Origin of the sequence: Microbacterium karelineae (assembly GCF_009745985.1) — a bacterium.
Taxonomy (GTDB): domain Bacteria; phylum Actinomycetota; class Actinomycetes; order Actinomycetales; family Microbacteriaceae; genus Microbacterium; species Microbacterium karelineae.
The window spans coordinates 1-250 of sequence record NZ_WFIX01000025.1; the positions used below are offsets into that span (position 1 = coordinate 1).

Consider the following 250-nt stretch of genomic DNA (forward strand, 5'->3'; position numbering starts at 1 on the left):
TGGTTATGCCATCTATTATGATGCAAAATCAAAAGGTGGTGATATTGTAAATGCAATGATCCTTGCCCATGAGTATGGACATCAGTTACAGTATATCTTCAATCTTCCTTCCGTATCAGAATCAACGTTCAGACCCAATGAGCTTGAAGCAGATGGTTTTGCAGGATACTATTTGAGAAGACCTAACGGATACAATAAAACCAGCTTTGCAGAAATTGCAGCAGCTTATGAATTTGCCCAAAGTATCGGC

Annotated in this window: 1 protein-coding gene; it reads left to right on the plus strand. The window is 39.2% G+C overall.

Going from position 1 to position 250, the window contains the following annotated elements:
* Positions 1-250: neutral zinc metallopeptidase (locus GB932_RS21795; protein ID WP_197517172.1), on the plus strand; the 250-nt coding region annotated here is incomplete at both ends.